Annotated in this window: 18 protein-coding genes; 8 read left to right on the forward strand and 10 right to left on the reverse strand. The window is 71.3% G+C overall.

What is annotated here, in order from left to right; genetic code table 11:
* The first annotated feature begins 171 nt into the window (after positions 1-171).
* Genes ACGFY9_RS13150 through ACGFY9_RS13160 form a run of 3 tightly spaced genes read left to right on the forward strand, consistent with a single transcriptional unit; the run spans position 172 to position 3,129 of the window.
* The gene (locus ACGFY9_RS13150; RefSeq protein WP_393753891.1) at positions 172-1,167 is read left to right on the forward strand and encodes a FecCD family ABC transporter permease; all 996 of its coding nucleotides are present in this window, start codon (positions 172-174) and stop codon (positions 1,165-1,167) included.
* The gene (locus ACGFY9_RS13155) at positions 1,164-2,246 is read left to right on the forward strand and encodes a FecCD family ABC transporter permease (RefSeq protein WP_393753800.1); all 1,083 of its coding nucleotides are present in this window, start codon (positions 1,164-1,166) and stop codon (positions 2,244-2,246) included. Before ACGFY9_RS13150 ends, ACGFY9_RS13155 begins: the two co-directional genes overlap by 4 nt.
* Positions 2,247-2,250: 4 nt before the next feature.
* Positions 2,251-3,129, forward strand: a complete 879-nt coding sequence (locus ACGFY9_RS13160) for an ABC transporter ATP-binding protein (RefSeq protein WP_393753801.1) — start codon at positions 2,251-2,253, stop codon at positions 3,127-3,129.
* A gap of 47 nt (positions 3,130-3,176) precedes the next feature.
* On the opposite strand, the gene ACGFY9_RS13165 is transcribed toward ACGFY9_RS13160, so the two are convergent.
* Positions 3,177-4,130: a methionyl-tRNA formyltransferase gene (locus ACGFY9_RS13165; RefSeq protein WP_393753802.1), complete on the reverse strand. Its 954-nt coding sequence runs from the start codon at positions 4,128-4,130 to the stop codon at positions 3,177-3,179.
* A gap of 80 nt (positions 4,131-4,210) precedes the next feature.
* Between ACGFY9_RS13165 and ACGFY9_RS13170 the strand changes: the two genes are divergently transcribed.
* The gene (locus tag ACGFY9_RS13170) at positions 4,211-5,536 is read left to right on the forward strand and encodes a lysine N(6)-hydroxylase/L-ornithine N(5)-oxygenase family protein (protein WP_393753803.1); all 1,326 of its coding nucleotides are present in this window, start codon (positions 4,211-4,213) and stop codon (positions 5,534-5,536) included.
* 170 nt (positions 5,537-5,706) lie between these two features.
* On the opposite strand, the gene ACGFY9_RS13175 is transcribed toward ACGFY9_RS13170, so the two are convergent.
* From ACGFY9_RS13175 to ACGFY9_RS13190, 4 genes are all read right to left on the reverse strand, one after another.
* Positions 5,707-6,384 (reverse strand): isochorismatase family protein, encoded by a 678-nt coding sequence (locus ACGFY9_RS13175; protein WP_393753804.1) that lies wholly within the window; start codon positions 6,382-6,384, stop codon positions 5,707-5,709.
* 101 nt (positions 6,385-6,485) lie between these two features.
* Positions 6,486-7,979: an amidohydrolase gene (locus ACGFY9_RS13180; protein WP_393753805.1), complete on the reverse strand. Its 1,494-nt coding sequence runs from the start codon at positions 7,977-7,979 to the stop codon at positions 6,486-6,488.
* Between the two features lie 93 nt (positions 7,980-8,072).
* Complete coding sequence (locus ACGFY9_RS13185) at positions 8,073-10,550, reverse strand: beta-glucosidase (RefSeq protein WP_393753806.1); 2,478 nt, start codon at positions 10,548-10,550, stop codon at positions 8,073-8,075.
* Between the two features lie 273 nt (positions 10,551-10,823).
* On the reverse strand, positions 10,824-12,596 hold the full coding sequence (locus ACGFY9_RS13190; RefSeq protein WP_393753892.1) for an RICIN domain-containing protein: 1,773 nt from the start codon (positions 12,594-12,596) through the stop codon (positions 10,824-10,826).
* A 439-nt stretch (positions 12,597-13,035) separates the two neighbouring features.
* Between ACGFY9_RS13190 and galU the strand changes: the two genes are divergently transcribed.
* Entirely contained in the window at positions 13,036-14,025 is a 990-nt protein-coding gene (gene galU, locus ACGFY9_RS13195; RefSeq protein ID WP_393753807.1) for a UTP--glucose-1-phosphate uridylyltransferase GalU, read from the forward strand.
* A gap of 107 nt (positions 14,026-14,132) precedes the next feature.
* Here galU and ACGFY9_RS13200 read toward each other — a convergent pair whose 3' ends face one another.
* Positions 14,133-14,570, reverse strand: coding sequence for a DUF4442 domain-containing protein (locus ACGFY9_RS13200; RefSeq protein WP_393753893.1), 438 nt, complete (start codon positions 14,568-14,570; stop codon positions 14,133-14,135).
* Between the two features lie 189 nt (positions 14,571-14,759).
* On the opposite strand from ACGFY9_RS13200, the gene ACGFY9_RS13205 reads away from it, so the two are divergent.
* Complete coding sequence (locus tag ACGFY9_RS13205) at positions 14,760-15,785, forward strand: hypothetical protein (protein ID WP_393753808.1); 1,026 nt, start codon at positions 14,760-14,762, stop codon at positions 15,783-15,785.
* A gap of 83 nt (positions 15,786-15,868) precedes the next feature.
* Positions 15,869-17,182, forward strand: a complete 1,314-nt coding sequence (locus ACGFY9_RS13210) for an MFS transporter (RefSeq protein WP_393753809.1) — start codon at positions 15,869-15,871, stop codon at positions 17,180-17,182.
* A 184-nt stretch (positions 17,183-17,366) separates the two neighbouring features.
* Here ACGFY9_RS13210 and ACGFY9_RS13215 read toward each other — a convergent pair whose 3' ends face one another.
* The 4 genes from ACGFY9_RS13215 to ACGFY9_RS13230 form a co-directional block, all read right to left on the reverse strand.
* Positions 17,367-18,212: a fused MFS/spermidine synthase gene (locus ACGFY9_RS13215; protein WP_393753810.1), complete on the reverse strand. Its 846-nt coding sequence runs from the start codon at positions 18,210-18,212 to the stop codon at positions 17,367-17,369.
* 418 nt (positions 18,213-18,630) lie between these two features.
* The gene (locus ACGFY9_RS13220; protein WP_393753811.1) at positions 18,631-19,482 is read right to left on the reverse strand and encodes a patatin-like phospholipase family protein; all 852 of its coding nucleotides are present in this window, start codon (positions 19,480-19,482) and stop codon (positions 18,631-18,633) included.
* A gap of 179 nt (positions 19,483-19,661) precedes the next feature.
* On the reverse strand, positions 19,662-20,831 hold the full coding sequence (tuf, locus tag ACGFY9_RS13225) for an elongation factor Tu (protein WP_393753812.1): 1,170 nt from the start codon (positions 20,829-20,831) through the stop codon (positions 19,662-19,664).
* A 282-nt stretch (positions 20,832-21,113) separates the two neighbouring features.
* Entirely contained in the window at positions 21,114-21,836 is a 723-nt protein-coding gene (locus tag ACGFY9_RS13230) for a DNA alkylation repair protein (RefSeq protein WP_393753813.1), read from the reverse strand.
* Positions 21,837-21,886: 50 nt separating this feature from the next.
* Between ACGFY9_RS13230 and ACGFY9_RS13235 the strand changes: the two genes are divergently transcribed.
* Positions 21,887-22,723, forward strand: coding sequence for a TVP38/TMEM64 family protein (locus ACGFY9_RS13235; RefSeq protein WP_393753814.1), 837 nt, complete (start codon positions 21,887-21,889; stop codon positions 22,721-22,723).
* Positions 22,724-22,732 lie beyond the last annotated feature (9 nt).

Below are 22,732 nucleotides of genomic sequence, written 5' to 3' on the forward strand. Positions count from 1 at the left end.
AGACCTCCCCCGGAACCACAGGCCCATGTCACAGCCACTGAGGTTATGCTCACCTAAGCTGCTGGCCGGGCTGTCCGGTGGTCCGCCAACAGGGCTCCAGAGCACGGAAGATGACCCGGAAGACGACATGGAGACCGGCACGTGGCTTCAGGCAGAAGGCTTCGCACCACGGTGCTGGTGACGGTGATCGTCGCCCTCCTCGTCCTGCTGTCCCTGCTGTCGGTCGCTCTCGGCGCGCTCAGCGTCCCGCTCGACCAGGTCGTGCGCTCGGTGCTCGGGCATCCGCCCAGCCGTCTCGTCGACAACGTCATCTGGTCGGTGCGCGTGCCCCGCACGCTGCTCGGTCTGACGACGGGCGCCGCGCTCGGTCTGTCCGGTGCGCTGATGCAGGCCCTGACCCGAAATCCCCTCGCGGACCCGGGAATTCTCGGGGTGAGCGCGGGAGCGTCGTTCGCGATCGTCGTGGCGGTCGGGGTGTTCGGGGTGGCCTCGCTGTACGGCTACGTGTGGTTCGCGTTCGGCGGGGCGCTCGTCGCGAGCGTCGTGGTCTTCTTCCTGGGGCGGATGGGCCGGTCCGGGGCCACACCGGTCAAGTTGGCGCTCGCCGGGGTCGCCATCACCTCGCTGCTCCAGTCGTTCACCAGCGCCATCGTCCTCACCGATCAGGACGCGCTCGACCGTTACCGCTTCTGGTCGGCCGGCACCCTCGCCGACCAGGACTCCGGCGAACTGGTGCGCATCCTGCCGTTCCTCGTCGTGGGCGCGATCCTGGCGCTGGCCTGCGCGCCCGCCCTCAACAGCATGGCCCTCGGCGACGACGTGGCCGCCTCCCTGGGACGGCGGCTGGGTCTGGTGCGGCTCCAAGGGGTCACCGCCGTGGTGCTGTTGACCGGCGCGTCGGTCGCCGTCATCGGTCCCGTGGTCTTCCTCGGCCTGGTCGTCCCGCACATCGCGCGCGTGCTCGCGCAGTACGCCGGGATCGGCCCCGACTACCGCTGGCTGCTGCCGCTCTCGGCCGCGCTGGCGCCCCTCCTGCTGCTGTCCGCCGACATCCTGGGCCGGATGGTGGACCGCCCGACCGAGATCCAGGCCGGTGTCCTCGTCGCCTTCCTCGGCGGCCCGTTCTTCATCGTCCTGGTCCGCCGCCGGAAGCTCGCGGAGGTATGACCGTGCCCACACCCGTTGCCGCTCCCCCGCGTGCCGCCCTCGCCGACCGGCCGTTCCGGCTGACCGTGCCCCCGGTGTCCGGCGTACTGCGTCCGCGCCTGCTGCTCACGGGAGTTGGTGTAGCGCTCGGCGCGTTCCTGCTGTTCTGCTGGGGCCTGACCATCGGCGACTATCCCGTCGCCTTCACCGACGTCATCCGGGCCCTGTGGGGCTCCGGCGACCCGGGCACGGTCATCGTCGTCCAGGATCTACGGCTGCCTCGCGCCCTCGTCGGGCTGCTGGTCGGAGTCGCGTTCGGGGTCTCCGGGGCCGTGTTCCAGACGATGACCCGCAACCCACTGGCCAGCCCCGACATGATCGGACTCACCGAAGGCGCCGGAACTGCCGTGGTGGCGGCGGTGGTTCTCGGCTGGACCGGCGGACTCGGGCTGTCCACGCTGGGGTTGCTCGGCGCACTGGCCACCGCGCTGCTCGTGTACGTGCTGGCGTGGAAGGGCGGGGCCACCGGATACCGCATCATCCTCGTCGGCATCGGGGTGTCCTGGATCTGCTCCAGCGCGACCAACTTCCTTGTGGCGCGCGGCAGTCGGTTCGAGGCGGAGGCGGCGCTCGGCTGGCTGGTCGGCAACCTCAACGGCCGGACCTGGAACCAGGTGGACTCCCTGGCCATCGCCCTGGCCGTACTGCTGCCGATCACGCTGGGCATGGGCCGCTGGATGCGCACGCTGATGCTCGGCGACGACGTGGCCGCCGGACTCGGCACCCCCGTCCAACCCGTCCGGCTGGCCCTGCTGTTGGCCGGGGTGGGCCTCGTCGCTTTCGGTACGGCGGCGGCCGGTCCGGTGGCGTTCGTCGCGCTGGCCTGCCCGCAGATCGCCCAGCGGCTGGCGGGTACCTCGTCGCCGCCCCCGCTCGTCTCCGGTCTCACCGGCGCGCTCGTCGTCCTCGGCTCCGACCTCCTCGCCCGCGAGGCGATCCCGGGGACGGAACTTCCGGTCGGGATCGTCACCGGCGCCCTCGGCGCGCCGGTCCTGCTGTGGCTGCTCATCCGCGCCAACCGCGCGGGCTCTGGAGGCTGATCGCATGTCGACCACTGACCCGCGCACCCCGCGGACATCCGAAGCACCGGCCCCGGGGCCCGAGTTGCGGGCACGTGATCTTCATCTCGCCTACGACGGACGGCCCGTGGTCGAGAACCTGAACCTGACCGTGCCGACCGGCCGGATCACGGCCATCGTCGGCGCCAACGCCTGTGGGAAATCGACCCTGTTGCGGGCGCTCGCCCGGCTACTGGCCCCGCGTCAGGGGGTCGTGGAGCTGGACGGCGTCGCGCTGCGCTCCGTCCCCACCCGTGAACTCGCCCGCAAACTGGGCATCTTGCCGCAGACGCCGGTGGCGCCGGAGGGCCTGACCGTGCTCGACCTGGTCGGCCGGGGCCGTTCCCCGCACCAGACCTGGTGGCGGCAGTGGTCGGCGGCCGACGAGGAGGCCGTACACGCGGCCCTTGAGGCGACCAGCCTCACCGACCTCGCCGAGCGCCCGGTCGACGAACTCTCCGGCGGCCAGCGGCAACGCGCGTGGATCGCCATGGCCGTCGCCCAGGGCACCCCGGTCCTGCTCCTCGACGAGCCGACCACCTATCTCGACCTCGCCCACCAGATCGACGTACTCGACCTGATCACGGACCTCAACCGGCGCGAGGGCCGCACGATCGTCATGGTCCTGCACGACCTCAACCAGGCCTGCCGGTACGCCGATCACGTCATCGCCATGAAGGCCGGCCGCATCGTCGCCGAGGGCGCACCCGCCGACGTGGTCACCGAGGCAACCGTCGAGAACGTCTTCGACCTGCGCTGCCGGATCACGCCCGACCCGGTCAGCGGCACGCCGTTGGTGATCCCGCTGGGGCGGCACCACCACGACGGCAACTCCCGTACCGAGGACGCCGTTTCGACCCGCTGAGTCCCCCGCCGGTGCGGGCGGGGGCCCGGTCGTTCAGAAGCGGGACATCAGGGCCGGGACGCCAAGTACCCGCCCATGGTGCGGAAGTAGTCACCGGCCGCGTACTCGGTGCCGTCGTCCGTGCGCACCCGGCGCACCAACAGCCCCCGACCGCGCCCGGTATGGGCTTCGGCGCCCGCCACTATGACCACGCCGTCGCCCTCGCGGATGAAGATCCGGCCCGGGGTGCCTCCGTAGCGTCCCTCGGAGACGGCCGCCGAGACGATCCTCAGCCGCTCACCGCGATGGAAGGCGTAGGCGTTCGGATACGGGTCCGACTGGGCCCGGACGAGGCGCTCCAGGCGTTCCGCGGGCCAACTCCAGTCGATACGGCTGTCCTCGGCCGAGCGCTTGTGGAAGAAGCTGGCGCGGCTGCGGTCCTGCGGGACCCACTGGCCGGCGTCGCGGCCGGAGGCGATCAGGTCGAGCGACTCGCGCACGATGGGCGCGATGAGGTCGACGGTCCGGTGGAACAAGTCGGTCGCCGTGTCGGTGGGCCCGACCGGTACCGAGCGCTGGATCAGGACGTCCCCGGCGTCGAGTTCGCCGTTCATGCGGTGCGCGGTGACGCCGACGCGCGGCTCGTCGTTCAGGAGCGCCCAGATGATCGGCGAGAAGCCCGCGTACGACGGCAGCAGCGAGTCGTGGATGTTGAGGGTGCCGTGCGGCGGGAGGTCGAACAGCTCCGGGGGCAGCCAGGTCCGCCAGTTGTTGGCGACGATGATGTCCGGCCGTGCTTCCCGTACGGCGTCGAGGAGTTCGGCGTCGTCGGGGCGGTTGCGCAGCAGGACGGGGACGTCGTTCTTCTCGGCGAGTTCGGCGACGCTGTCGTCCCAGATCTTCTCGTAGGCATGCTCACTTTTCGGGTGGGTGACGACGGACACGACCTCGTGGTCGGAGTCCAGCAACGCCTGCAGCGTGCGGTGACCCCAGGTCTGATAGCCGAGCATGACGACCCGCATGACGGTCCTTCCCTTCAACGACTCATTGCAAGGTAAGCCTTACCTTATCTAGCATTGGGCTGCCTGAGGGAGGCGATGCCATGGTGAAGTCACCGCTACTGGATTCCGAAGTGGTCCACGACATACTCGGAATCGGATTCGGTCCGTCAAATCTCGCTCTGTCCATAGCGGTTGAGGAGCACAACAAGAGCCTTCCGGCAGACAGCCGTCTGGGCGCCCTGTTCCTGGAACGCCAGCCGCGCTTCGGCTGGCACCGGGGCATGCTGATCGACGACGCCACGATGCAGGTGTCGTTCCTCAAGGACCTGGTCACGCTGCGGAATCCGACCAGCGACTACAGCTTCCTCTGCTTCCTGCGCGAGCAGGGCAGACTGATCGACTTCCTGAACCAGAAGACGCTGTTCCCGCTGCGCGTCGAGTTCCACGAGTACTTCGAGTGGGCGGCCGAACGGGTCTCCCACCTGGTCTCCTACGGCAGCGAGGTCATCGCCGTCGACCCGGTGCGCGGCGACGACGGCGAGATCGCCTCCTTCGACGTCACCAGCCACAATCCTTCAGGTTCCGGTACGGCCATCACCCGCCGGGCGCGCAACATCAGCGTCGCGATGGGACTTGAGCCGCACGTGCCGCCGGGTCTCGAACTGGCCGAACGCATCTGGCACAACAGCGAGTTGATCCCCCGCGCGACCCGACTCGCCGACGAGGGCAGGCCCGTGCGGCGGGCCGTGGTGCTCGGCGCCGGACAGAGCGCCGCCGAGGCGGTGGACTATCTGCACCGCACCTTCCCGGACGCCGAGGTGTGCTCGGTGTTCGCCAAATACGGCTACACCCCGGCCGACGACAGCCCGTTCGCGAACCGCATCTTCGACCCGGAGGCGGTGGACGTCTACTTCTCGGCCCCGTCCGAGGTCAAGCAGTCACTCATCGACTACCACCGCTCGACCAACTACTCCGTGGTCGACATGGAGTTGATCGAGGCCCTGTACGCCACCGCGTACCGGGAGAAGGTGGCCGGTCGGGAGCGGCTGCGCTTCCTCAACGTCTCCCGGATCCGCGCCGTCGACCCCGCGACGGACGGCGGTCTCGACGTCGCCGTGGAGTTCCTGCCCACCGGCGAGAAGCAGGTGCTGCCCGCGGATGTGCTGGTGCTCGCCACCGGTTACCGTCCCCGTGACCTGAGTTCACTGCTCGGCGAGGCGGCGAAGCTCTGCCTGAGGGACGACGGCGACGAGATCCGCGTGGGCCGCGACCACCGGGTCGAGACGGTCCCCGAAGTCACCGCGGGCCTCTACCTCCAGGGCGGCACCGAGCACACGCACGGCCTGACCAGCACGCTGCTGTCGACGGTCGCGGTGCGGGCGGAGGAGATCCACCGGTCGGTACAGACGGCGAAGTTGCCCGTCTGACGCCACCCCGACTCCCCGGGCCCGGAGGGTACGGTCCCTTCCGGGCCCGGGGCTTTTCCGTGCCAGGGCGGGGTTTTGCACGTCCGGGGCAGGGTTCTATGCGCGGAGGGCGCAGCCCAGGCCGGTCGCCGGGGAGGGGGCCCTACTGCTCGCCGCGGATCAAACCCCGGTCACATCAGCGGTGTTGGAGGCCCGCTCTCTCCACGGTGCCGGGACCGGGTCCGCCGAACACGTCCGCCACGCCGCACGGTCCTGACCGCCCCGCAGGTCGCCGCGATCCAGTCCACGGCCATCCGGTGGTCGTCGGGCGCCCGGTCGGCCACCGCGTCCGCGACGACGAACGGTTCCATGTCCTGCATCCAGGCGTCGGCCGCCGTCAGCAGCACCTGGGTGCGGGCGAACACCCCGACGATCACCGGCTGGTCGCGCCCCAACTCCGCGAGTCTGCGCCGCAGTCGGGTACCGGCGAAGGCACTGAACCGCTTCGCGACCAGCACACTGTCGCCGACCTCAGGGCGGATCGCGTCCACGACGTCACGGGAGTCCTCGCCGCCGGGCAGGCGCGGATGCCCGAAGCCGGTCTCCCGGCCGTCCGGTTCCCGCTCGGCGGTCTTGAGGGTGTAGAGGACGGGAATCCCCGCGGCCCGCGCGGACTCCGTCAACAGGCCGACTCCGGAGGGGAGTTCGCCGACCGGCGCGGAGGACTCCCGCAGGACGTGCAGGAAGTGGTTCTGCACGTTCAGGACCACCAGCGCCGCGCGGCCCGGGTCGATGGCCCAGCCCGTCCGGTCCGGGGGCAGCACGGCGGAACCGGGCATGACGTACGGGACCATGTCGGACGACGGCATACGCGTCGGCCTCTCACCGCTCGTCGGATGTCGTGGAGAGACGTCGTGGGGTTGTGTCGCGGGGTTACGTCGTCGGTTGGAGAACACGGGATCCGACCGGCTCAGTAAGGCCCGTGGCTCCAGCGGCCGTTGGCCATCGTGGCGTGCACGGGCATCGCGCGCAGGGTGTCCGGGTCGGCGTCCAGCGGGTCCGCGTCGACGACCACCAGGTCGGCCGGGTCACCGACCCTGATGAGCCGGCGTCCGCGGGCCGCGGCGACCAACGCGTCCGGGACGGACAGGCGTTGCTCAGGGTGCCAGGCGGGGCGTTCGTCGTCGGTGCGGTTGACGGCGGACGCGATGGCCAGCCAGGGGTCGAGCGGCGAGACCGGGGCGTCCGAGCCGAACTCCAGCCGGGCGCCGGCGGCGAGCAGGTCGCCGTAGGGGAAGGCGCGTTCGGTGCGTCCGGCCCAGTGCCGGTCGGCCACGTCGCGGTCGTCCGTCGCGTGCCGGGGCTGCACGCCCGCCGTGACCCCCAACTGCGCGAAACGCGGCAGGTCTTGGGGGCTGAGCAACTGCGCGTGCTCGATCCGGCCGCGGCAGCGCACCGCCTCGAAGGCGTCCAGGGCAACGGTGTTGGCGCGGTCGCCGATGGCGTGCACGGCGGGTTCGATGCCGTGCGCGGCGGCATGCCGCATCAGCCGTACGAGCTCGTCCGGCGCCGTCTCCTCGATGCCGTGGGCGCCGTCCGTGCCCTCAAGTCCCGGGTAGGGGTCGCGGCACAGGGCGGTTCGGGTGTTGAGCGAACCGTCCGTGAAGAGCTTCAGCGGCCCGACCTGGACCAGGCTCCCGTCGGCGCCGACCTCGGCCCCGGTCCGCAGCCCGCGTTTGATCGCGGCGTCCAGGTAGCTCGGATACACCGCGGCCGACACCCGTACGGCGGGCCGGAACCGGGCCGAACGCCGTTCCCAGTCCGCGACCGTGTCGCCGTACTGGAAGTCGATGACACCGCTGACCCCGCGCGCGGCGGCGGCCCGGCAGGCCTCCTCGATCCACCCGTCGACCACGTCGACCGGCGCGGCGGGCAGGGCGGACAGCACCTCGTGCGCCTCGTGCTCCCGGATCAGGCCGGTGGGGTGGTCGCCCCGCCCGACGAGGGCGAGGCAGGCGGAGTTGAGCCACGCGGCATGCAGATCGGCACTGACCAGAGCGACCGGCCGATCGGGCAACACCGCGTCCAGCAGCGCCTTGTGCGGGGCATCGGCCCACAGCCCGTCCCGGAACCCGTACCCGTAGAGCACCGAGCCGTCGGCCGCCCCGGCCCGCTCCCGGACGAGGTCGGAGACGGCCCGAGCGGACCCGGTACCGGCCAGGTCTAGCCGGTGCCGGGCGCTCGCCCACTCCGCCAGATGGACATGCGCGTCCCACAGCCCGGGCAGCAACACCCGTCCGTCCAGGTCGAGTTGGCGCCCACCGCCGACCTCGACGCCCGAGCCCGCGTCCGGCTCCGGTACGACGTGAGTGATCCGGCCGTCCGCCACCCGCACCCGGGCGAGCGGCCCACCGGCACCGAGCCGCACCCGGGTGAGGATCAGGGCGCTTGGGTTGTCCGCCATAAGGGCCTCCAGGGGAATGCCGGGGCATTCCTCCAACGATTTCACCACATTAAGTAAGGCTTACCTTACCTCGCGGATCGCGCCCTTCGCCGCTCACTTCACGTCGACACTCGTCCGCACCCGCAGATCCCCCGCCGAGGCCCCCACCCACACGGCCCGCCGTCCGCTCCCGAGCACCCACGCGTGCCGCTTCGCGTCCCACGACGACAAGGTACGCGCATCGACATGCACGGTGACCCGCCGCCGCTCCCCGCCCCGCAGCGCGAGTCGCCGATAGCCGCCCAACGCCCTTACCGCCTGGTCGAGTTGGAGCTCCGGTGAGCGGCCGACGTACACCTGCGGCACCGCAACACCGTCCCGTCGGCCGGTGTTGCGGACCGTGAAGGTCACGTCGAGCCCGTGCCGGTTCCACCGCGCGGAAGCGTCCTCGTAGGAGAAGGAGGTGTACGAGAGTCCGTGCCCGAAGGGGTAGAGGGGCCGGACGCCTTCCGCGTCGTACCAGCGGTAGCCGACGTGGATGCCCTCCGAGTACTCCTCGACGCCGTTCACGCCGGGGTAGCGGTGGGGGTCGCCGGCGACCGGATGGTGGGCGTCGTCGACCGGGAAGGACTGGGTGAGGCGGCCGCCGGGGTCGCAGTCGCCGAACAGGACGGCGGTCGTGGCGGCGGCGCCCTCCTGGCCCGGGTAGTACATCTGGAGGACCGCGCCGGTGCGGGCCAGCCAGGGCATCGACGTGGACGACGAGGTGTTGAGGACCACCGTGGTGCGCGGGTTCGCGGCCGTGACCGCGTCGATCAACTCAGCCTGGTTGCCCGGGAGTTCGAGAGTGGTGCGGTCGAGGCCCTCGGTGGCGTCCTCGTAGGCGAACAGGACGACACCGCGGGCGGCGCGCGCGGAGGTGACCGCCTCGGCGACGTCCTGGGCGCGGGTCCCGCCGGTGATGCGCCGCAGCCGGAACAGCAGTCCGGCGTCGCCGCCCTCGGCCGTGATCTTCAGGGTGTGGGCGCCCTTGACGAGGGTGAGGGTCTTGCGGCGGACGGAGAGGCCGTCGGGGTCGACCGAGACCAGGCCGCCGGAGAAGTACTCGCCGTATCCGGCCGCGAGGGGGAACAACTCCTCGCCGTCCAGGAGGACTTTGGGGCGTGCGGTCGGGGCCGAGGAGAAGTGCAGGACGAACGTCCACTCGTCGGACTCGGTCACGGCGAGCGAGCCGTCGTACTCCCAGGTCTTGCCCGCGTCCACCCGCTGCCCCTCGCTGTCGAAAGCCGGAGTGAGGGAGGAGGCGGGGATGGCCTTGCCGAACAGGTCCTCGCCGAGCGCGTACGTGACCCGGGTCCGGGAACCGGCCCGCGCCCTGATCGCGTCGAGCGGGCTGTCCGCGCGGTCCGGCACGACATGCGCGCTGCCGCCGCCGCTGACGAAGGGCAGGGTGCCGGTCGGGCCGATCACCGCGATGGTGCCGCCACTGGCCAGCGGGAGGGTGTGGTTCTCGTTGCGGAGCAGGGTCGCGCCCGCCTTGGCGACCTCCAGGGCTACGGCGGCGCCCGCCTTCGCGTCGCGGGCCGGGCGCGGCGGCACGCTGCCGTCGAGGAGCCCGAACCGGTCCATGACGCCGAGAATCCTTCGCACCGCGCGGTCGACGTACCGCTCGGGCAGACTGCCGTTCTGTACGGCCGACTTGAGGGGCGCGCCGAAGTAAGTGCCGTCCGGCATCTCCATGTCGAGGCCGGCCGTGATCGCGGCGACGGTGCTGTGCGCGGCGAACCAGTCGGTCATCACCCAGCCCTCGAAGCCCCATTGACCGCGCAGGACGTCGGTGAGGAGGGTCTTGTTCTCGCAGGCGAAGGTGCCGTTGACCTTGTTGTACGCGCCCATCACCGCGCCCGCGCCCGCGCCGACGGCCGCCTCGAAACCGCGCAACTCGATCTCGTGCATGGTCTGTTCGTCGACCCGTACGTCGATGGAGTCGCGGTCCTTCTCCTGGTTGTTCATCGCGAAGTGCTTGACGGTCGCGATGAGTCCCTCGCCCTGGATGCCCTTGATCTCGGCGGCGACCAGATCGCCGGCGAGCAGCGGATCCTCGCTGAGGGTCTCGAAGTTGCGGCCCGCGTACGGGGTGCGGATGAGGTTGACCATCGGCGACAGCAGGACGTCTTGGCCGAGGGCACGACCCTCCCGGCCCACGACCTGGCCGTAGCGGCGGGCGAGTTCGGGGTCGAAGGCGGAGGCGAGCAGGACGGGCGCCGGGAGGGCGGTGGCGTGTGCGGTGACGCGGACGCCGGCCGGTCCGTCGGTGAGCCGTAGCGGCGGGATCTTCAGGCGCGGGACGCCGGGGATGTAGCCGGCCTGGCCGAGCGAGGCCGGGTCGGTGGCGCCGTGCAGGAGGGAGATCTTCTCGTCGAGGGTGAGCTTGGCCAGGAGACCTTCGACGCGGGGACCGGCCCCCGCCTCGGGTCTGGCCTGCGCGTACGCGTGCGACGGGGAGACGAGTCCGGTGGTGGCCGCGCTGGCGACCGCGATCGCGCCGCCCAGCAGACGCAGGGCGGATCGCCGGGACACGGTGTCGGTCATGAGCCGTCACTCCTTCGGTGTGCGGGCACGACGTTGTGGACCGCTGGTGCGTCTCGATGCCCCGGACTGTCTTCGGTATCCGTCCGTGTTCGGTATCTGAACTCGCCATGTGCGAACACCGACTTGACGACCCGTTGGCACCACTGGCGCGGCGGGAAAACTATGACCGCCACTGACTCGTGTCAATGACATGAACAGGAATCGGCCGCGAGCCCACAAGAACCGAAGGGTGAGAAGGGTGCGGGGCCGCCCGGGTCGGGGCGGCCCCGCGGTTCAGCGAAGGGAGGGGAGGAGGGAGTTGACGGTGTCCGCGACAGCCGCCACGACCGTCGTCAGCGGCTGCACGGCCTCGCCGACACCGCCCGACGGCCCGGGTTCCGGCGCGGGCTCGTCGCAGCAGGCGACCTGCGCGGCGCGGGGTGCGTACTGCGGCTGGTCCTGTTGCGGAAGGTTCGAGAGGGGAGGCGGCGGGACGTCACCCTGGGGTGCGCCCGGTGCGCCGTTCCCCGGCACTTCGCCCTTCTCCGTCCCCTTCCCGGTCCCCTTCCCCTCCACCTCGCCCTTGCCGCTCGGGGCGCCCAGCTTCACCCGCGCGTCGGCCACGGATTCCAGCGCCCACCGCTGCCCGGCGGACCCGTCCCGGTCCGTCACCACGACCCGCGCCCCGGCCTTCGCGCTCGCGGGAGCGACGGCCAGCCCCTGGCTCCAGCGGAGCAGGAACTCGCCACGCACCGTCAGGTCGTAGTGCACCTCGCCCGCGTGCACCAGGCAGCCGGCCAGAGTGACCGTGCGGGCGTCGGTGTCGGCGTCGAGGCAGAGTCCCGGGTCGGTGAGGCTGCGCAGCAGACCGTCCTGGTCGTACGACCACTGCTGTGACCCGGCGGTCGAGCACGCCGCCATGGTGACGGCGGCGCCGGACCGCACCTGGCCGCCCGGGATGTCGAGGCACAGGCCGGAGGCGAGGCCGCGCAGGACGCCCTGCTGGACGACTCCCCCGACTCCCCCGTCGGCACCGGCTGCCGACGCGGAGGCCGCGGAACCGTCCGACGAGGGTGCGCCGACAGGGCTCGGGCGGGTCGAGCTGCCGCTGGGCGCGCCCCAAGTGACGTGCGAGCCAGGCGTGTTGTCCCCTTCGGTCCAGCCCTTGGTGGCGAGCACGGTCGCGAGCAGGGCGAGGGAGGTCAGGCCCACGCCCACGAGCGCGACCTTGGGGTGCCTGCGCGGAAAGGCCAACCGGCCCTCCGGTGTGGGGCGGTGACGGCCCATCGGACGGCGGGCGGCGCGGGCCACGGACTCGGGGGTCGCACGGCCGGGCCGGGAGTCGAGGTAGCGGCGGGCGCCCCAGCCGAGGACGGTCTCGGCGAGCAGTACTTCGAGGCCGCCGTCGAAATGGCTCAACTGCTCGGCCGCGAAGCGGCAGTAGCGGCACGTGATCAGATGCCGTTGCACATCGGGCAGCAGGCCGCCGCCGCGGCGGATCGGGACGTCGAGGAGTCGGTTGTAGTGGCGGCATTCCGGGGTCGGCGCGAGTTCCCGGTGGGCGCGCGCACAGCCCTGCCTGAATTGTTCACGTGCCTGATCCAGCGCGGCGGTCGCGGTGACCTCGTCCACGCCCAGCAAACCGCCCGGTACGGATATGTGTTCGGCCTCGACCTCGGAGTGCCACAGCAGGCATTGGGAGGCACCGGACAGCTCCCCGAAAGCGCGCTCGGCGAGCTTCCGCCTTTCGGAGGTGCCGGACCTCGCCGCGCGTAGACCTCGGGCGCCCGTAGGTTTACGAAGTTCCGGCAGCACCGCGGAAATTCGCTCCTCCGCCGCCCACTTCTTCACCATCTCCCTTACGGCCACGAGGAGTTGGGGACGCAGGGCGCCGCCGGTGGCGCGGCCCGCCAGTACCTGGTGGAAGGCGGCGCCGGTCACCATGGACGCCGAACTCCCGGCGGTGGCGAGGCAGATGACCGCATATTCGCTTGTCGCCTGCCAGTGTCGTGCCAGCAGCAGTGCCACGGCACGGGTGCCCGCCGCCTTATCGCCGAGTTGCGCCACGAGATTGCGGTCGGACTCCCCCGGGCTCGATCCGGGGCGGGGCGGGAACGGCGGGCGTGGGGGGTTGGGGGATTGCACGGAACCATTTCCTTCCAAGCCGCAGGACGGCACACGGAATGACCGCCCTCGGAAAGCAGGTACTTGATTGGTGCATACCTATGAGATGTCAGAAGGTGCCGGAAGAGACGCTGACCATTGCCTTCCGATACCTACTGACAGCCGGTCTCACGGGGTGGCTCACACTCGCACAAGCGGCTGACAGGAAACAAGGAGTTCGAGTGACCGATGTTCAAAACGCAGAGAATTCAGATTGGTTACCCGCGGTATCCACAGGCGTCTACACGAAATCTCCAACTCCCCCGCGAACTAAGGAAGGCACACAGGGAACTCCGATGTTTCTCTCGGGGTGCTCTCATCGCCGTGCACCACCATGGGCCGCATGATCGCCCCCCACTCCTCAGCCACCCCAGCACCCGCCCGCGTCCCCACGGTCCGCAAGGCCGTCGTGCCGGCCGCCGGGCTCGGCACGCGGTTCCTGCCCGCGACGAAGGCGACGCCGAAGGAGATGCTCCCGGTCGTCGACAAGCCCGCGATCCAGTACGTCGTCGAGGAGGCCGCCGCGGCCGGACTCGACGACATCCTGATGGTCACCGGCCGGCACAAGCGCGCCATCGAGGACCACTTCGACCACGCCTTCGAACTCGAACAGGCCCTGGCCGCCAAGGGCGACACCGTGCGCCTGGACGCCGTGCGCGACCCCGCACGCCTCGCCGACATCCACCACATCCGCCAGGGCGACCCGCTCGGCCTGGGGCACGCGGTGCTCTGCGCCCGGCACCACGTCGGCGACCAGCCCTTCGCGGTCCTCCTCGGCGACGACCTGATCGACCCGCGCGAGACCCTGCTCAGCCAGATGCTGGAGGTCCGCGAGCGCTACACCGGCAGCGTGGTCGCCCTCATGGAAGTCCCTGCGGAATCAGTCCACTTGTACGGCTGCGCGGCCGTGGAGCCGACCGGCGAGGAGGGTGTCGTACGGGTCACCGGCCTGGTCGAGAAGCCGTCCCGCGAGGACGCGCCGAGCCGCTACGCCGTCATCGGCCGCTACGTCCTCGACCCCACGATCTTCCCGACCCTGGAGCGCACCCCGCCCGGCCGCGGCGGCGAGATCCAACTCACCGACGCCCTCCAGGAGTTGGCCGTCGGCGGCACGGTGCACGGGGTCGTCTTCAAGGGCCTGCGCTACGACACCGGCGACAAGGCCGACTACCTGCGCACGGTGGTCCGGCTGGCCTGCGACCGCCAGGACCTGGGCCCCGAATTCGTCGCGTGGCTCAAGGAGTTCGTGGCGGGCCTGGAGAGCGGGGAGAGCAGCAGGGCCGGCGAGCCCGGTGAGGGCGGCGGGAGCGAGGGTGCGCGGATCGCGGCCTGAACCTCACACGCACGAGGGCCCGGTCATCGGCAGCCGACGACCGGGCCCTCGTAGCGGAGTCGGTCATCCATGGGCAACAACCGGACCCCGTAACGGAGTTGAGCTGATCAGCTGTTCGGCCGGAGGGTCCAGACGACCGTCATCTCGCCCGTGACGGCGCCGTCCTCGCGCTGGATGGCGACGGTGACCGGGAACTCGGGGCGCTCGCCCGCGTCGAGTTCGGCGACGACGTCGGCGGCGGGGCGGCCGAGGGTCGCGGTGGCCTTCACCGGGCCGAGGGCGATCTTCTTGAACGCGATCTCGGCGTTGACCGGAAGCGGCACGGCCCGCGAGAGCTGGTCGCCGAAGGCGGCGAGGACGATCGCGCCGCTGGCGGACTCGCCGAGGGTGAACATGGCACCGGCGTGCGGTCCGCCGACATGGTTGCGGTACTCGCTCTGATCCGGCAGGGCCAGCACGGCCCGCTCCGGACTGGTCTCCAGGTACTCCAGGTTCAACGTGCGAACCATCGGCACCGTCGCGGCGAGCAACTCGCCGATGGACATCTGATCTGCGCTCATGAAGGGCATGTTACCCACGAGTAGCCAGGCCTGGCCAGATGTGTGCGGCCGCACACACCACCCACCCAACGCGTCGGCCACCAAGTTGGCCACTAGGTTGGCCAGTAGGTTGATACGACCCTGACAAGGGGCAGTGACCCAACCGTGTCCGGCGCCGCACTAGGGTTACTGCCCATGTGGCCAGGACAGCAGCCGCCCGGGGGCGAGCAGAACCCGCAGGACAACCCGTACCAGCAGCCGGGGTACCAGCAGCCGAATCCGTATCAGCAGCCCGGCTACCAGCAGCCCAACCCCTATGGGCAGCAGCCGCAGTGGGGCGCTCCGGGTCCCGCGGGCGGACCGCAGCCGCCTCAGCCGCCGCAGGGCGGGGGCGGCGGAAACCGGACGAAGCTGGTCGCGATCGTCGCGGCGACGGCCGTCGTCGTGGCCGCGGGTGTGACCGGTTTCCTGGTCCTCGGCGGCAACAAGGACGACAAGGCGGACGGCGGCACGGACAAGGCGAGCCAGTCGCCGTCGGCATCCGCGGACCCGAGTGCCTCCTCCTCCGGTTCGGACGACAACCCGCGCGGCAACGAGACCGAGCAGCCGACGATCGCGGGCTGGAAGGTCGTCGTCAACCAGAAGTACGGCACCGCGTTCGACGTCCCCGCCACCTGGGAGGTCGGCAAGCCGGGCACCTTCACCTTCTTCGAGGACGAGGTGAAGGGCGACGGCTCCCCGTACATCGGCTTCTCCGCGCCCGCCTACCTCAAGCAGGACTGGTGCGAGTCCGACGACAACAAGGACGGCACGAAGGAGACTTCGTCGCTGGCGTCGAGCGGGACCAAGGGCGAGGACGGCGCGAAGGACACGGCGAGCACCGCGCGCGGTGACGCGGCCGCGTTCGCCTTCGGCGGGTACACGGACCAGAAGGACTCGTCCAAGAAGTACCTGAAGATCGGCGCGGCCAAGCCGTACACGACGAAGTCGGGTGTCGTCGGCAGCGTCGCCACGTCGTACACGTCCGGCGTGCCGAAGTCCGGCAAGTGCTCCTCCGACGGCAAGGCGACCACGTTCGCCTTCAAGAACTCGGCGGACGACTTCGTCTCCTGGACCCTCTACGGCGCGAAGGGCGTCAGCGAGGAGATCCCCGACGCGACGATCCAGAAGATCCTGAGCACCGTACGACTGCACGGGGATCCGACGGGCGCAACGAGCTGACGGCCGTGGGGCGTTGACCGTTTGGCTCGATTCTGGCGGCAATCCGTTTGGCGGGGTGTGGCCTGGGCGGCGATAGTCGGCCGGTGACCGCCACCCCCGCCTCCCGCCTACCGCACCGACCCGACTGGGCGGGCCGCAACTACACCCTGCTGACCGCCGCCGCGGTGGCGACCGGTCTCGGGGGCAACGGCGCGCTGATCGCCTCCGCGTTCGCCGTGCTGGACGCGGGCGGCGACAGCGGGGACGTGGGTCTGGTGGCCGCCTCGCGCACACTGCCGCTGGTGTTGTTCCTGCTGATCGGCGGCGCGATCTCGGACCGGGTACCCCGGCACCACGTCATGGTCGCGGCGAACGCCCTCAGCTGCGTCTCGCAGGCGGCCTTCGCGGTACTGGTCCTGACCGGCGACCCCCACCTCTGGCAGATGATGCTGCTGACCGCGCTCGGCGGCACCGGCCAGGCGTTCTTCGGCCCGGCGGCCGAGGGCATGCTCATGTCCACGGTGAGCGGCGAACAGGCCGGCCGGGCGTTCGCGGTCTTCCGGATGGCGATGCAGGGCGCGTCCTTGGGCGGCGCGGCCCTCGGCGGCGCGCTGGTCGCGGCGGTCGGCCCGGGCTGGGTGCTGGCGATCGACGCGGCGGCGTTCGCGATCGCCGGGGCCCTCCGGTCCTTCCTCGACGTGAGCCACATCCCGCCGCGCGCACTAGGCGGCGGAATGCTGGCCGATCTCCGGGACGGCTGGCGGGAGTTCATCGGCCGCTCGTGGCTGTGGTCCATCGTCGTGGCCTTCTCCATCGCCAACGCGGTCGTCGGCGCGGCGGACGCGGTCTACGGCCCGCTCGTCGCCCGCGACAGCCTCGGCGGCGCGGGCCCCTGGGGCCTGGCCCTGGCGGCATTCGGCGCGGGCACGGTCGCCGGCGCCCTGTTGATGACCCGCTGGAAACCCCGCCGCCTCCTCCTGGCGGGCATGCTCGGCATCTTCCCCCTGGCCCTCCCGTCCGCCGCACTCGCCGTCCCGGTCCCGATCGGCGTCCTGTTCGCGGTGATGTTTGTCGCGGGCACGACGGTCGAGATCTTCGGGGTGAGCTGGATGACCGCCCTGCACCAGGAAATCCCCGAGGACAAACTCTCCCGTATCTCCGCCTACGACTGGTTCGGCTCCATCGCCCTGATGCCCCTAGCCGCGGCGGCAGCGGGCCCGACGGAGTCGGCCTTCGGGCGTACGGCCGCACTGTGGGGGTGCGCGGCTCTGGTCACGGTGGTTACGGGGGCGGTGCTGTGCGTGCCGGAGGTGCGGAATCTGCGGCGGCGGGGTGGGATGAGCGACGCGAAGGGGACGCCGGGGGCCGTGGGTGGGGCGGTCGATGATGCGGGGCGGTCGGTCGAGGGGCTTGGGTGAAGTGCCGTGGGACGGGGCTGTGTTCGGGGTTCGGAGAAGGTGGGCGGGGTTTGCGGGTAGGCGCGTTCAGGTGACGCGGTACGGCGCTCTCATCGCGGACGGGCTGCTCGGCGCGGGTGAACTCGCTTGGCGCAGACCTGTGTTCAGGGCCACGTCGGGAAAACGTGCGAGGCCAGGCGTCAGCTCAGCCGATACCGAACGCCCCGTCCGGGGGCACGGGCGACGGGACGGCGTCCTCATCCCGGACCGGCAGCGCCCCGCCGATGAAGTCCCGTAGCGCAGACCCGTGTTCGAGCCGTGCCGGGAACGCGTCCGAGGCGACGAGGCGGGTCAGGGGCGCGGTGTCGATCGGGTGGTGCGCTGCGACGAGTACCGCGTTGCCGAAGCGGCGGCCTCGCAGTACGCCCGGTTCCGCGATCAGCGCCAGCTCCTGGAACACCGCGCCGAACGTGGCGAGTTGGGCACGCAGGAAGGCGAAGGGGGCGGCGTCCGCGAGATTGGCCAGGTAGACGCCGTCGACGCGCAGGACGCGCTCGGCTTCGCCGGCGTACGCCACGGATGTGAGGTGCGCCGGGACCCGTGAGCCGCCGAAGACATCGGCGACGATCACGTCCGCCGAGCCGTCCGGCGCCGCCTCCAGCCACGCGCGGGCATCCGCACCGTGCACGGTGACACCGGCGCCGTCCGGCAACGGCAGGTGCTCGGTGACCAACGCCAGCAACCCCAGGTCGGCCTCGACCACGTCCTGCCGCGAACCTGGCCGGGTCGCCGCCACGTACCGGGGCAACGTGAGCGCCCCGCCGCCCAGGTGCAGTACGTCCAGTGGGCGCCCCGCTTCCGCGAGGGTGTCCAGCACGTGTCCGAGCCGCCGCGTGTACTCGAACTCCAGGTGCGTCGGCGCGTCCAGATCCACGTAGGACTGGGGCGCCCCGTCGACAGTCAGCAGCCAGGCCCGCTCCCGGTCCACGTCGGGCATGAGTTTGGCGACCCCGTGATCTACGTCCCGGGTCACGGGTATCGGCTCGTTCACCGGTCCATTGTGCCGGGGCGCTGGGGTGGAAGGTGACGGGATGGGCTCGTGGTGGGCTCGTGCGGGGGTTGGCTGTGGGAGCGCGCGGCAGTGCGGGTGTAGCGCTGACGTGCGGGTGGAACGCTGACCAGCGGGAAGCGGGCGCAGGCTGTGCGGGAGATTCCGGTGAGCGCGGGGCCCGCGTGATCCCGGCACCGTGCGCCCCGCGCAGTCCAGCCGCCGCCGATGCCCAGCGTGCATCTTCCGGTCAGCCCGCGAGACCAGCACCGCCACCCGTCAGCCGGCGCGCCGCAAACCGTCCACCCACCCCGCCAATACCCGGCCTGCGCTCACTTTCTTCAGCCGGCCCACGAGCCCACCAACTCGGCGCCCCACCCGGTCGACCCGTCCCTCAGCAAGCGAACGACCAGCAAGCCGATCACTCATCCGCCCCGCCAGTCCCCCAGACCTCCCCCACCTCCCCCGCAAGCGCCGCCGCCTGCTCCCGCCCCGCCCGCGCCGCAGCCGCCCGTACGGAAGGGTCGAGCGGATTACGGCCGAACGCCTGCTTCGCTTCCGGGGACGGCGACACTACGACCGCACGCGCACCCCGCTCCACAAGCCGCCGGGTCTGGGCGGCCGGAGACACCAGGGGGCCACTCCCGAGCGTCATCGGCGCGAGGACGACGACCTGGTCGTACCCCTCGGCGAGTTGCGCGTTGGCCGCCGAGTGGATGCCGCCGTCGATCCAGCGGCGGTCCTCGATGGTGACCGGGGGCCATACCCCGGGGACGGCACAGCTGGCGGCCACGGCGTCGCCCAGGGGCAGCCCGCTGTCCTTGTCGAAGACCCGGAGTTCACCGGTCACCGTGTCGACCGCCGTGATGCGCAACGCGCGCTCAGGCCACTCCGGTGAGACGAGCCGGGTCTCGATCGCCGCGCGCCGCGCCGCCGCGCTGGGCGTTCTCGCCGCGAGTGCCATACGGCCGATCTTCCGCCCGTAGGCCTCCGGAGTGCGCGAGGTCATCGTCGCCCAGGCGTAGCGGAGCAACAGCCCGATACCGAGTCGGCCGGGGATCTCGCCCTCGGGGGCGGCGAGTTGACGCTCGTAGACCTCCTTGAGCGTGCCGGCCCGCAGCTGGGCCCCGACGGTCGACCCCGCCGACGTACCGATCACGACATCGGCGTCGGAGAGATCGACGCCGGCCTCGCCCAGCCCGTACAGCACGCCTGCCATCCAGCCGATCCCACTGCTGCCCCCGCCACCCAGCACAAGTGCCTTGCCCGCCACGGTGATCCCACCTTCCCCACGCCTCGCCTCGACTGCCGCCGCGATCAAGTCTTGCGCACGCCACTGACAATCACGGTTACGAGCCCCTGGCCTGGGACGCGGAGGACCGCTCGTCCGAGAACACACGTGGGTGCCCGCCCCCGAAGGGACGGGCACCCACCCCGCTCAACCGACCTCGCTCAGCCCACCTTCGTCACCGTCCCGGCCCCCACCGTCCGCCCGCCCTCGCGGATCGCGAAGCCGAGCCCCGGCTCCAGCGGGACCTCACGGCCGAGTTCGACCGACATCGTGACGGTGTCGCCGGGGCGGGCGACCGCCGTCTCGCCGAGGTCGATGTCGCCGACCACGTCCGCGGTGCGGATGTAGAACTGCGGCCGGTAGCCGGTCGACACGGCGGTCGTGCGGCCGCCCTCGCGGGCCGACAGGACGTACACCTGCGCCGAGAAACGGCGGCTGGGTACGACGCTGCCGGGCGCCGCGACGATGTGCCCGCGACGGACCGCGTCGCGTGGGACACCGCGCAGCAGCAGCGCCACGCTGTCGCCGGCCTGCGCCTCCGCCATGGGCTTGCCGAAGGTCTCCAGGCCGGTGACCACCGTGTCGACGGCGGCGCCGAGCACTTCGATCCGGTCGCCCACCCGGACCGTGCCGCGCTCGATCGCACCCGTGACGACCGTCCCGCGCCCGGTGATCGTGAGCACGTTCTCGACCGGCAACAGGAACGGCGCGTCCAGATACCGCTCGGGCATGGGCACATAGGTGTCCACGGCGTCGAGCAGCGCGTCGATCGACGCCTCCCAACGGGGGTCCCCCTCAAGGGCCTTGAGGCCGGACACCCGTACGACGGGCACGGAGTCGCCGCCGTAGCCGTTCGCGGTGAGCAGTTCGCGGACCTCCAGCTCGACCAGGTCGGTGAGCTCGTCGTCGCCCGCGTCGGCCTTGTTGAGCGCGACCACGATGTGGTCGACGCCCACCTGGCGGGCGAGCAGCACGTGTTCGGCGGTCTGCGGCATGATCCCGTCGAGCGCGGAGACGACGAGGATCGCCCCGTCGAGCTGCGCGGCCCCGGTGACCATGTTCTTGACGTAGTCGGCGTGGCCCGGCATGTCCACGTGCGCGTAGTGCCGGGTGTCGGTCTCGTACTCGACGTGCGCGATGTTGATGGTGATGCCGCGCGCGGCCTCCTCCGGCGCCCGGTCGATCCGGTCGAACGGTACGAAGGTGGACGCGCCGCGCGCGGCGAGGACCTTGGTGATGGCGGCGGTCAGGGTGGTCTTGCCATGGTCGACATGGCCCATCGTGCCGATGTTCAGATGCGGTTTCGTGCGGACGTATGCCGTTTTGGACATGGCGGTACCTCGAAGCCTCTCCAGAGGTGAAAAGCCCAGTGGTGAAAACGGGACCCCGAGGACTCGCCGACCCTCCCCCTGCGGGGTCCGCCGGACGATCCGGAGAGGGTCAGCTTCGGGCGCCGTCGACTGCGGCGAGGAGAACGGGATCGAGCACGGGAACGGCAGCCTTCGGAGCATCCGCGACCGCGGATGCTGCGTGGTGGAAGGCGTACCGGAACATGGCTCCGATCATTGCCGACGCTTTGCCCGGCGTCGAACGATTTATCAGCACGTGGGACGTCAGGCGCCGATGTTCTTCAGGGCCTCGCGCACCGACAGCGGCGCGAACCGCCCTTTCTCCCGGGCCAGGAAGCCCCGTACCGCCTCCGGGCCCGTCTTGGCGTACTCGCGCAGGCACCAGCCGATCGCCTTGCGGATGAAGAACTCCGGGTGCCCGGACTGACGCAGGCAGTACGCGAAGAGGCGCTCGGCGTCGGTGCGCTCCTTGTAACGCAGTTGGTGGAGGAGGGCCGTACGGACGACCCACAGGTCCTCGTCGACGATCCACGCGTCCATGTCGGTGACCAGCTTCGGATCGGCGGCCACCAGGCCTCCCACTACGTGGGAGGCGAGTGCGTCGACGGTGTCCCACCAGGGCACCGTCGAGACGAGGTGGCGGGCGACCGGCAGGAAGCCGGACGTGCAGTGCCTCACATGGCGGCGCAGGTAGTCCACCGCGAAGTACTGGTACTCGCGCTCCGGCAACTCCCAGCAGCGCAGGGCGATCGCGGTGCAGTCGGCCTCGTCGGGGCGGGGCGTGCCCTCCAGGACCGTACGGGACAACGCCCTGCGTACGGGTGTGGTGAGGCCCAGGAAGGGCGCGATGTCCTTCATGTACGCCCGCATGGGCACGGCCCGCTCCGGGTCGGCCGCGGCGGCGTACGTGGTCGTGAGCCGCTCCAGCACGGTGTCCGCGAGAACGCTGCCCGGCACCCGCACGGTGCCCGCACCTGTGACGCTCATGGGACGAACCATACGGCGATCACATACACAGGTCGGTTAGTGTCGCCGACATGCTCGCCGATGCCGCCACCGACTCTGGGGGCACCCGCTCCGGGGGCACCGCCACGGCCACTCCCCAGGCCCCTGCCCCGATCACCGGCACGGCACTCGCCGCCGTCGTGACCGTCCCCGCGGCCATGGCCGTAGCGCCGCTGCCGCCCGTCGTCGCGACCGGCTTCGCCGTGCGCTGCACGAGAGCCCTGCTCTCGCCGTGGTCGCGGCTGTCGCTGCTCCTCGTGCTGCTCGCCGGTGCGGCGGCGACCGTCCTGCTCTTCCACCCGCAGCGCCTGCTCTCCGACGGCTGGCCGCCCCAACTCAGCGGCGCCATGGCCGCGTTGGTGTTCGCGGCCGCGTACGGCCTGTGCAGCGTGGCGTTCGTACCGCGCCCCCTGCTGAACCTCGGTGCGGGCGCGCTGTTCGGCTCCCAGCTGGGCACCGGCGCGGCACTGGCGGGCACGGTGCTCGGCGCCGGGATCTCCTTCGGCCTGGGCCGCGTGCTGGGCCAGGACGCCCTGCGCCCGCTGCTGCGGGGCCGCTGGCTGAAGGCAGCCGACGGCCAGCTCAGCCGGCACGGCTTCCGTTCGATGATGGCGGCGCGGCTCTTCCCGGGCCTGCCGTTCTGGGGCGTGAACTACTGCGCAGCCGTCTCCCGCATGCGCTGGACGCCGTTCCTGCTCGCGACGGCACTCGGCTCGATCCCGAACACCGCCGCCTACGTCGTCGCGGGCGCCCGTGCCTCCAGCCCCACGTCGCCGGCCTTCCTGATCGCGATGGCCTGCATCGCCCTGCCCGCTCTGGGCGGCGCGGTGGTGGCCTGGCGCAAGCGCCACCACCTGCGGGGCGACTGACGCGCCGGC

It is taken from the genome of Streptomyces sp. NPDC048504 (genome assembly GCF_043200035.1).
In the GTDB taxonomy this organism is placed as follows: domain Bacteria; phylum Actinomycetota; class Actinomycetes; order Streptomycetales; family Streptomycetaceae; genus Streptomyces.

Coding starts and splice junctions, on each gene's coding strand:
- ACGFY9_RS13185 (WP_393753806.1), bottom strand. CDS start 10,550: ATGACCGACACCGTGTCCCGGCGATCCGCCCTGCGTCTGCTGGGCGGC.
- ACGFY9_RS13160 (WP_393753801.1), top strand. CDS start 2,251: ATGTCGACCACTGACCCGCGCACCCCGCGGACATCCGAAGCACCGGCC.
- ACGFY9_RS13200 (WP_393753893.1), bottom strand. CDS start 14,570: ATGTCCATCGGCGAGTTGCTCGCCGCGACGGTGCCGATGGTTCGCACG.
- ACGFY9_RS13175 (WP_393753804.1), bottom strand. CDS start 6,384: ATGCCGTCGTCCGACATGGTCCCGTACGTCATGCCCGGTTCCGCCGTG.
- ACGFY9_RS13155 (WP_393753800.1), top strand. CDS start 1,164: ATGACCGTGCCCACACCCGTTGCCGCTCCCCCGCGTGCCGCCCTCGCC.
- tuf (WP_393753812.1), bottom strand. CDS start 20,831: ATGTCCAAAACGGCATACGTCCGCACGAAACCGCATCTGAACATCGGC.
- ACGFY9_RS13180 (WP_393753805.1), bottom strand. CDS start 7,979: ATGGCGGACAACCCAAGCGCCCTGATCCTCACCCGGGTGCGGCTCGGT.
- ACGFY9_RS13230 (WP_393753813.1), bottom strand. CDS start 21,836: ATGAGCGTCACAGGTGCGGGCACCGTGCGGGTGCCGGGCAGCGTTCTC.
- ACGFY9_RS13235 (WP_393753814.1), top strand. CDS start 21,887: ATGCTCGCCGATGCCGCCACCGACTCTGGGGGCACCCGCTCCGGGGGC.
- galU (WP_393753807.1), top strand. CDS start 13,036: ATGATCGCCCCCCACTCCTCAGCCACCCCAGCACCCGCCCGCGTCCCC.
- ACGFY9_RS13170 (WP_393753803.1), top strand. CDS start 4,211: ATGGTGAAGTCACCGCTACTGGATTCCGAAGTGGTCCACGACATACTC.
- ACGFY9_RS13165 (WP_393753802.1), bottom strand. CDS start 4,130: ATGCGGGTCGTCATGCTCGGCTATCAGACCTGGGGTCACCGCACGCTG.
- ACGFY9_RS13205 (WP_393753808.1), top strand. CDS start 14,760: ATGTGGCCAGGACAGCAGCCGCCCGGGGGCGAGCAGAACCCGCAGGAC.